Raw genomic sequence first — 459 nt, 5'->3', positions numbered from 1 at the left:
ACGGCAGCGACGACTGCCTGCCGCTGACCGGCCGCCTCGCGGGCTTCCACAAGGTGTACGTCGATCCGGCCGTGTCCTACCGGATGGTCATCCAGTTCCGCCCGGCCTCGCCCATCTCGACCCACAAGCGCGAGGTCTACCTCGTCGCGGCCGGTGCCCGGGAGGACTACGCGGTCTATCGCGCGGCCCAGCTCCGCACCAACCGCACGGACCTCAACCGGCCTACCGACACGGACCCGGTGGCCGAAGCGCGAGTCCAGGCAGCCCGTTCCCGATCCCCCCACGCGGTCGACCAGACCGCGTCCCTCGCGGCCACCGCGCCGGCGGCAGCCAGCCCCTCCGCTCCCGCCGCGTCCCGAAAGGCCCTCCTGCGATGACCGCCGACCGCGCCCCCCTGGCCCGCGCCGAACTGGCCGGGCTGCTCACCGACGCCGCGCAGAGCGTCTCCGGGGTCCTGAC

At 74.3% G+C, this 459-nt stretch carries 1 protein-coding gene; it reads left to right on the top strand.

Features of this window, described 5'->3' with window-relative positions:
* The coding region (locus tag RB628_RS41430; protein WP_318325770.1) for a hypothetical protein at positions 1 to 377 on the top strand (377 nt) is incomplete at its 5' end.
* Positions 378 to 459: the final 82 nt, after the last annotated feature.

The organism is Streptomyces sp. ADMS (assembly GCF_033441795.1).
In the GTDB taxonomy this organism is placed as follows: Bacteria; Actinomycetota; Actinomycetes; order Streptomycetales; family Streptomycetaceae; genus Streptomyces.
This window is presented reverse-complemented; position numbering and strand designations above follow the sequence as displayed.